This window comes from Asanoa sp. NPDC050611 (genome assembly GCF_040654855.1).
In the GTDB taxonomy this organism is placed as follows: domain Bacteria; phylum Actinomycetota; class Actinomycetes; order Mycobacteriales; family Micromonosporaceae; genus Asanoa.
Map to the genome: position 1 here is coordinate 1 of NZ_JBFAIU010000335.1, position 8,168 is coordinate 8,168.

Below are 8,168 nucleotides of genomic sequence, written 5' to 3' on the forward strand. Positions count from 1 at the left end.
CCTGGCTCGAGCACTACAACACTCAACGACGCCACAGCGCACTCGGCGGCCAACCCCCGATCAGCCGCCTGCAACCAACCTCATGACCGGGTACAGCTAGTGCAGGCCGCTGCCACGGCGCAGCGCCGTGCGGATGAGCCGGTCGACCAGCTTCGGATATTCGAGCCCGCTCGCCGCCCACATGCGCGGGAACATCGACGTCGCCGTGAAGCCCGGCATCGTGTTGATCTCGTTGAGCAGGACCTGGTCGTCGTCGGTGACGAAGAAGTCCACCCGGGCCAGGCCGGCGCAGTCGATCGCGTTGAACGTGCGCACCGCGAAGTCCTGCACGGTGCGCGCGACACCCTCCGGCAGCCGGGCCGGGATGTCGTACTCGCACTCCTCGCCCAGGTACTTCGCCTCGAAGTCGTAGAACTCGTGACCCGGCCCCGTCACCCGGATCTCGGCGAGCAGCGACGCCTCCGCGGCGCCACCGGCCTCGGCCTCGAGCACGCCACACTCGACCTCGCGGCCGACGATCGCGGACTCGACCAGCACCTTCGGGTCGATCTGCCGGGCGGTGGCGACGGCGGCGTCGAGGTCGGCCCAGTCGGAGACCTTGGTTATGCCGTACGACGAACCCGCGCGCGACGGCTTCACGAACACCGGCAGCCCGAGCCGCTGCTTGTCGGCCTCGCTCAGCGACATCCCGTTGCGCAGCACCGCGTACGGCCCGACCGGGATGCCCTCGGCCGCCGCCAGCTTCTTGGTGAACTCCTTGTCCATGGCGGCGGCGCTGGCGAACACGTTGGCACCCACGTACGGGATGTCGGCCATCTCCAGCAGACCCTGGATGGTGCCGTCCTCGCCGTAGGCGCCGTGCAGCGCCGGGAAGACCACGTCGACGTCGCCCAGCGCGCTCAGCCCGTCGGACGGCTCGACCACCATGAGCCCGCGCGAGGTGGGGTCGCCGGGCAGCACGACCGCGGTGCCGGCGCTGGCGGTGACCTCCGGAAGTCGCGCGCCCTCGATCGCGAGCAGGCCGGGATCACCGTCGGTGAGCACCCACTGACCTTCACGGGTGATCCCGACGGGGATGACCTCGTACTGGTCGGGGTCCAGGACCCGCAGGATGCTGCCGGCGCTGACGGCCGAAATCGCGTGCTCGGTGCTGCGGCCGCCGAAAACGACCGCGACGCGGATCTTCCTAGGTCTCGTCACAGGTCAGGACCCTACTCTGCCGGGGCACCTGAGGCAGGCTGCTCCAGCGATCACGCTGCGTACGCGTCGTTTTCCAACCGCGCGGGTTGGGAATCTCCGGGCCCATGGCGAAATGGGAGTACGCGCTGCTCGTCCGCCGGCGCATGGCGCGGGTCGAGGCGGCCGGCTGGGAGGTCACGTTCCACTGGTACGGGCCGGACGGCTCGATGCTCGACGTCACGCCGTTCGGCGACACCGCGCTGGCCCACCTCAACCGGGCCGGCGACCAGGCCTGGGAGCTCGTCTCGGTGAGCGAGAACCCCAGCCTGGAGGGCAACACCGAGATCCACCGCTACCACCTGAAACGGCCGGTGCCGACGGCGGTGCCCCGGCAACGGCTCGGCGGCGCGGCCCGCGGCGCCCGCCGGCCGCGGGAGTGACGCTCAGGACTTGTCGAGCGCCGTGGTGATGTCGGCGACCAGGTCGGCCGCGTCCTCGATGCCGCAGGACAGGCGGACGAAGCCCGGCGCGGTGTCGTCACCCCACTGCTCGCGCCGGTCCGCGCTGGTGTGCACGCCGCCGAACGACGTCGCGGCCGCGACCAGGTCCGACGCCGCCAGGAAGCGGGCCACCCGCTCGGCGGAGCCGAGGTCGAACCCGACGATGCCCGGGATCCGGCGCATCTGCCTGGACGCGACGGCGTGGGCCGGGTCGGTGGGCCGGCCCGGCCAGCGCAGCCCGGTCACGTCGGACCGCGCGGCCAGCGCCTCGACGACCGCGGCCGCGTTCGCCGACTGCCGGGCCAGCCGCAGGTCCAGGGTGAACAGGGAACGGTGGGCGAGCCAGGCGTCGAACGCGCCCGGGATGGAGCCGGTCGTGTTGCGCCACGCGGTCAGCGACTCCAGCAGCGAGGGCGCGCGCGTCGCGACGTACCCCAGCAGCAGGTCCGAGTGTCCGGTCAGCGCCTTGGTGCCCGAGGCCAGCGACAAGTCGGCGCCGAGGTCGAGCGGGCGCTGCCCGAGCGGCGTCGCGGCGGTGTTGTCGACCGCGACCAGCGCGCCGGCGGCGTGTGCGCGGTCCGCCAGCGCGGCGATGTCGCAGACGTCGAGACCCGGGTTGGCCGGCGTCTCGAGCAGCACGAGCCGCACGCCGGTGTAGTCGGGGTGCGGGCCCGCGGTCGGCGCGAACACGGCCCGCACGCCGAGCTCCGCCAGCGTCGAGGTGGCGAAGCCGCGCACCGAGTAGTAGCCGTCGGCCGGCAGCACCACGGTGTCGCCGGGCCGCAGCACCGTCAGCAGCACCGCGGTCACCGCCGCCTGGCCGCTGGCGAAGGCGAGCACCGGCCCGCCTTCCAGCTCGCCGATCGCCGACTCGAGCAGGCGCCGGGTGCGGTTGTCGGGCCGGCCGTAGCCGTTGGGCGACGCGGCCGGTCCGGCGTCCGGGTCGAGGTGGTAGGGGGCCGCGAAGACCGGCCCGGGTAGGAAGGGCTCGCCGGGGACCGCCGGTGGCAGTCCCGCGTGCACGGTCCGCGTGCCGTCGCCGTACTCGGTCAACTCATTCCGCTTTCGTGGTGCGGGTCATCAGGATCGTCAGCGCCTCACGGGGGTCGGCGCCCTCGTGGCAGACCCGCTCCACCTGCTCGGTGATCGGCATCTCCACGTCGTTCTTGCGGGCCAGGTCCCGGATCGCGAGGCAGCTCTTCACGCCCTCGGCGGTCTGCCCGACCGCGGCCTGCGCCTGCTCCAGCGTCTCGCCACGACCGAGCCGCTCGCCGAACGTGCGGTTGCGGGAGAAGTGCGAGTGGCACGTGCCGACGAGGTCGCCCAGTCCGGAGAGGCCGGCGAAGGTCAGCGGGTCGGCGCCGAGCGCGACGCCGAGGCGGGCGGTCTCGGCCAGGCCGCGGGTGATCAGCGTGGCCTTGAGGTTGTCGCCGAGGCCCATCGCCTCGGCGATGCCGTAGGCCAGCGCGATCACGTTCTTCACCGCCCCGCCCAGCTCGGCGCCGATCACGTCGTCGTTGGTGTACGGCCGCATGTACGGCGTGGTGATCGCGCCCTGCACCAGCGTCGCGCGGCGCATGTCGGTGCCGGCGACCACGGTCGCCGCCGGCAGCCCGACGGCCAGCTCCGGTGCGAGGTTGGGGCCGGAGACCACGACCACCCGGTCGGACGGGACGCCCGCGGCCTCGACCACGACCTCGCTCATCCGCTTGGTGGTGCCGAGCTCGATGCCCTTCATCAGCGACACCAGCGTCGCGTCGGAGTCGAGGGAGGACCGCCACTCGGCGAGGTTGCCGCGCAGCGTCTGCGACGGCACGGCGAGCACGACGATCTCGGCGCCCGCGATCGCCGTGCCGGCGTCGACGGTCGCGGTGACGCGCTCCGGCAGGCGTACCTCGGGAAAGTAGTCGGGGTTGCGTCCGTGGTCCCGGATGCCGGCGGCCACCGCCGCGCGCCGCGACCAGATGGTCACATCCCGGCCGGCGTCGCCGAGCACCTTGGCGAACGCCGTGCCCCAGGACCCGGCACCCAGCACCGCGACGTGACTCATGCCTGCTCCCCCGTCGGCGTCGGGGTCTCGGCGGCCGGCGTCGGGGTCTCGGCGGCCGGCGTCGCGGTCTCGGCGGCCGGCGTCGACTCCTTGCGCTGCCGCGGCGGCGACCACAGCGGCGGCGGGTCGGTCACGCCGCGCAGGTCGGCCAGCATGTCGCGGAGGTGCAGCATGATCTCGTCGGTCATCGCGTCGAGGGTGTGCCGGGTCGGCGCGGCGCCCGCCCACTTGCCGAGGTCGATCGCCTCGCCGGCGTGCACCCGCACCGGGATCCGCGGCCGGAGGCCGACCTTCTTGGTGCGCGGGTCGAACAGTGCCTGCGGGCCGTCCATCACGATCGGTATCACCGGCGCGCCGGTGATCAGCGCGAGCCGGGCGGCGCCGGTCTTGCCCTTCATGGGCCAGAGGTCCGGTTCCTTGCTGGTGGTGCCTTCGGGATAGATGATCACGCTGCTGCCGTCCTTGACGGCCGCGACCAGTGTGTCGAGGGACCGCGCGGCGTCGACCGAGCCGCGCTCGACGGGTATCTGGTGGCAGCGGCTGATGATGTAGCCGACCACCGGCGCCCGGAACACGCTGGCCTTGGCCAGGAAGCTCGGCCACCGCCCGGCGTCGTAGAGGTAGTGCCCGATGACCACCGGGTCGGCGTGCGACAGGTGGTTGGCGACGATGATCGCGCCGCCGGTGGCCGGGATGTGCGCCATGCCGGTCCACGTGCGCTTGGTCCACCCGGTGAGCACCGGCTTGACCAGGATGACCACCAGTCGTCGCCAGAACCCGAGCCTCCGCCGTGCCACCCTGCCTCCTCGACCGCCGCGACCGCGCCCGCCCACCGCGGCCCGCAGCGAAATCATGCCTGCTCCGGGCCGTGCAGGGCCAGCCAGGGAGGCTGGCACCATAAGCGCGTGCGTGAGGTCTGGGCGGTCGTGCTCGCCGTCAAGCCGCCTGCCGCCGCCAAGACCCGGCTGCGCGGCGCGCTGCCGGCCGTGCCGCACGAACGGCTCGCCCTGGCGCTGGCCCTGGACACCGCGACCGCGGCCCTCGCGGCGCCCGAGGTGGCCGAGGTGATCGCGGTCACCGGCGACCCCGGCGCCGCCGCGGCGCTCGCCGCCCTCGGCGCCCGCCCGCTGCCCGAGCCGGCCGGCGGCGGGCTCAACCCCGCGTTCGCCGTGGGCGCGGCCGCCGCCAAGGACCGGCCCGTCGCCGCCCTGCAGGCCGACCTGCCCGCGTTGGCGACCGGCGAGCTGAGCGCGGCCCTGCGGGAGTCCGGCGGCCGTTCGCGGAGGTACGCCGCCGACGCGCCCGGCACGGGCACGGTGCTGCTGACCGCGCCGGCGGGCGTACACCTGGATCCGCGGTTCGGTCCTGGCTCGGCGGCCGCGCACGCCGCCTCGGGGGCCGTGCCCCTGGCCGGGAACTGGCCGACCCTGCGCCGCGACGTGGACACGGCGGCCGATCTCGCCGCGGCGGCCGTCCTCGGTCTGGGCCCGCACACCGCGCGGCTGGTGGGCTACGGTGCTGGGATGCAGGGCACGGTCGCGACCTACGACCCCGACAGCCGGTCCGGCACGCTGCTGCTCGACGACGGCAGCGAGCTGACCTACCCCGCCGCCGCCTTCGAGGCGTCCGGTCTGCGGCTGCTCCGGCTCGGCCAGCGGGTGCGCATCGAGCGGGACCAATCCGGAGTGGTGACACGACTCACCATCCCCACGCTCCCCTGAGCCGACGCGAGTCGACTGAAGTGCATTTCACGTTCAGCTCGATCAGGTAATGATGATGGGGTGACCGAGACACCACCCGGCCGACGCATGCCACGACCTCGAGGAACCGACGGACGGTTCCTCCCGACGATGGCGCCCAGCGAACAGGCCGAGTTGGTGCCGGCGGCCGGCCCCACCGAGACGCGCAGCTCGCCAGGGTCGCGGGGCCGCGGCGCACCGTCCGCCGGGCACGGCCCCGCGCCGGAGAACCCGGCCCCGCCCACGGCCAACGACCACATCGATTCGCCCCCGCCGGACGACGTGCCGCCGCTGGGCTCGGACCCGCTGCCTGAGGACCGGTTCCTCAACCGCGAGCTGTCGTGGCTCGACTTCAACGCCCGGGTGCTGGCCCTCGCCGAGGACCCGTCGACGCCGCTGCTGGAGCGGGCCAAGTTCCTGGCGATCTTCGCCAGCAACCTCGACGAGTTCTACATGGTCCGGGTCGCCGGGCTGAAGCGCCGCCTCCAGGCCGGCCTGCCGGTCCGCGGCGGCGACCAGATGCCGCTGCGCACCCAGCTCGAGCTGGTCGGCGAGAAGACCGCCGACCTGGTCGCCCGGCATGCCGCCTGCTTCGTCGACGAGGTGCTGCCCAAGCTCAACGCCGAGGGCATCGAGCTGCTCCAGTGGGCCGACCTGGCCGACGACGAGCGCGAGCAGCTGCGCACCTACTTCCGCGACCACGTGTTCCCGGTGCTGACCCCGCTCGCGGTCGACCCGGCGCACCCGTTCCCCTACATCTCCAACCGGTCGCTGAGCCTCGCCGTCTCGGTCCGTGACCCCGACGGCGGCCAGGTGCTGTTCGCCCGGGTCAAGGTGCCCAACAACGTGCCGCGGTTCGTCCGGATCGGCCGCACCAACCGGTTCCTGCCCGTCGAGGAGCTCATCTCCAACCACCTCGGCCAGCTCTTCTCCGGCATGCAGGTGGTCGAGTGCCACCTGTTCCGGGTGACCCGCAACGCCGACCTCGAGGTCGACGAGGACCGCGACGAGGACCTGCTGCAGGCGCTGGAGCGGGAGCTGGCCCGGCGCCGGTTCGGCCCGCCGGTGCGGCTCGAGGTCGCGGCCTCGATCTCCGACCACGTGCTGGACCTGCTGGTCCGCGAGCTGGACATGGAAGACAGCGACGTGCTGCGGGTGCGCGGCCTGCTCGACCTGTCGTCGCTGTGGCAGATCTACGGCGACGTCGACCGGCCCGACCTCAAGGACAAGCCGTTCGTGCCGGCGACCCACCCGCGCCTGGTCGAGGGCGAGGTGCCGCGCAGCGTGTTCTCGGTGCTGCGCGACGGCGACGTGCTCGTGCACCACCCGTACCACTCGTTCTCGACCAGCGTGCAGCGCTTCATCGAGCAGGCCGCGGCCGACCCGAACGTGCTGGCCATCAAGCAGACGCTCTACCGCACCAGCGGCGACTCCCCGATCGTCGACGCGCTGATCGACGCCGCGACCGCCGGCAAGCAGGTGGTGGTGCTCGTCGAGGTCAAGGCGCGGTTCGACGAGGTGGCCAACATCGGCTGGGCGCGGATGCTGGAGCGCGCGGGCTGCCACGTGGTCTACGGCCTGGTCGGCCTGAAGACGCACTGCAAGACCGCGCTCGTGGTGCGCCAGGAGGGCAACCAGATCCGTCGCTACTGCCACATCGGCACCGGCAACTACCACCCCAAGACCGCCCGGTTGTACGAGGACTTCGGCATGCTGACGGCCGATCCCGAGGTGGGCGCCGACCTGACCGACCTGTTCAACGTGCTGACGGGCTACAGCCGGCAGACCGCGTACCGCCGGCTCCTGGTGGCGCCGCACGGCATCCGCAGCGGGCTGATCGAGCGGATCGACCGCGAGATCGACAAGGTCCGGCTGGGTGGCCAGGGCCTGGTCCAGATGAAGGCCAACGGCCTGGTCGACGAGGAGATCGTGGACGCGCTCTACCGGGCGTCCCAGGCCGGCGTGCACGTCGACCTGGTCATCCGGGGCATGTGCACGCTACGGCCGGGCGTGCCGGGGCTCTCCGACAACATCCGGGTGCACTCGATCCTCGGCCGGTTCCTCGAGCACTCGCGCGTCTTCCGGTTCGGTGTGGACGCCGACGACCCGGAGACCGAGTTCTGGATCGGGTCGGCCGACATGATGCACCGCAACCTGGACCGCCGCGTCGAGGCGCTGGTGCTGGTCACCGACACCGTGGCCCGGGCCGAGCTCGACAGCGTGCTGACCGCCTCGATGAGCGACGACACCGACGCGTTCGTGCTGCACGGCGACGGCAACTGGACCCGGCGCACCTCCACTTTGGACAAGCCACTCGACCATCTTCAGGACCGGCTGCTGCGCCGTATCGTCGGCACGGCCGGTTGACCTAGGCTGGCCGGATGCTGGAAGAGGAACGCAAACTCGGTGCCGACGAGGCGTTCCGGCTGCCGGATGTGGCCGACCGCCTCCCGGCCGGGGGCGCGGTGGTCGCCGCCCCGCCGGTCACCCTCACCGCTACCTACTACGACACACCGGACCTGCGGCTGGCCCGGGCCGGCGTCTCGCTGCGCCACCGCAAGGGCGACGCCCTGCCGTGGACGGTGAAGCTGCCGGCCGCGCTGCCTCGGGAGCTCCACGAGAACTCGCGCCGGGTACCCCAGGGAACGCCCCCTGCCGAAAATGTCGCGGGGGTCACAGCCTGGTCGCGGGGAGAGGAGC

Annotated in this window: 8 protein-coding genes and 2 pseudogenes; 6 read left to right on the forward strand and 4 right to left on the reverse strand. The window is 72.9% G+C overall.

The genetic code is table 11. The features are described 5' to 3' along the window. The coding region (locus AB0H87_RS33880) for an integrase core domain-containing protein (RefSeq protein ID WP_360155155.1) at positions 1–86 on the forward strand (86 nt) is incomplete at its 5' end. A gap of 10 nt (positions 87–96) precedes the next feature. Here the strand turns inward: AB0H87_RS33880 and AB0H87_RS33885 are convergent. Continuing rightward, entirely contained in the window at positions 97–1,200 is a 1,104-nt protein-coding gene (locus AB0H87_RS33885; RefSeq protein ID WP_360155140.1) for a D-alanine--D-alanine ligase family protein, read from the reverse strand. A 104-nt stretch (positions 1,201–1,304) separates the two neighbouring features. Between AB0H87_RS33885 and AB0H87_RS33890 the strand changes: the two are divergent. Beyond that, positions 1,305–1,553 (forward strand): annotated as a pseudogene (locus AB0H87_RS33890) (hypothetical protein); the annotation flags it as partial. A gap of 69 nt (positions 1,554–1,622) precedes the next feature. On the opposite strand, the gene AB0H87_RS33895 reads toward AB0H87_RS33890, so the two are convergent. The 3 genes from AB0H87_RS33895 to AB0H87_RS33905 are packed head-to-tail and all read right to left on the reverse strand — an operon-like array spanning position 1,623 to position 4,526. Further along, complete coding sequence (locus AB0H87_RS33895; protein WP_360155143.1) at positions 1,623–2,732, reverse strand: cystathionine gamma-lyase; 1,110 nt, start codon at positions 2,730–2,732, stop codon at positions 1,623–1,625. Between the two features lies 1 nt (position 2,733). Further along, positions 2,734–3,729, reverse strand: coding sequence for an NAD(P)H-dependent glycerol-3-phosphate dehydrogenase (locus AB0H87_RS33900; protein WP_360155146.1), 996 nt, complete (start codon positions 3,727–3,729; stop codon positions 2,734–2,736). Then, positions 3,726–4,526 (reverse strand): lysophospholipid acyltransferase family protein, encoded by an 801-nt coding sequence (locus AB0H87_RS33905; RefSeq protein WP_360155149.1) that lies wholly within the window; start codon positions 4,524–4,526, stop codon positions 3,726–3,728. The genes AB0H87_RS33900 and AB0H87_RS33905 overlap by 4 nt, the downstream gene beginning before the upstream one ends. Positions 4,527–4,634: 108 nt before the next feature. Here AB0H87_RS33905 and cofC point away from each other — a divergent pair. The 4 genes and pseudogenes from cofC to AB0H87_RS33925 form a co-directional block, all read left to right on the forward strand. Continuing rightward, positions 4,635–5,240, forward strand: a pseudogene (gene cofC / locus AB0H87_RS33910) (2-phospho-L-lactate guanylyltransferase); the annotation flags it as partial. Between the two features lie 12 nt (positions 5,241–5,252). Continuing rightward, positions 5,253–5,450 (forward strand): cold-shock protein, encoded by a 198-nt coding sequence (locus tag AB0H87_RS33915; protein ID WP_360155158.1) that lies wholly within the window; start codon positions 5,253–5,255, stop codon positions 5,448–5,450. Positions 5,451–5,603: 153 nt separating this feature from the next. Beyond that, positions 5,604–7,835 carry an RNA degradosome polyphosphate kinase gene (locus AB0H87_RS33920; RefSeq protein ID WP_360155161.1) on the forward strand — a complete coding sequence of 744 codons (2,232 nt, stop codon included), beginning with the start codon at positions 5,604–5,606 and terminating at the stop codon, positions 7,833–7,835. Between the two features lie 14 nt (positions 7,836–7,849). Further along, the coding region (locus AB0H87_RS33925; protein WP_360155152.1) for a CYTH domain-containing protein at positions 7,850–8,168 on the forward strand (319 nt) is incomplete at its 3' end.

Coding starts and splice junctions, on each gene's coding strand:
- AB0H87_RS33900 (WP_360155146.1), bottom strand. CDS start 3,729: ATGAGTCACGTCGCGGTGCTGGGTGCCGGGTCCTGGGGCACGGCGTTC.
- AB0H87_RS33915 (WP_360155158.1), top strand. CDS start 5,253: ATGCAGGGCACGGTCGCGACCTACGACCCCGACAGCCGGTCCGGCACG.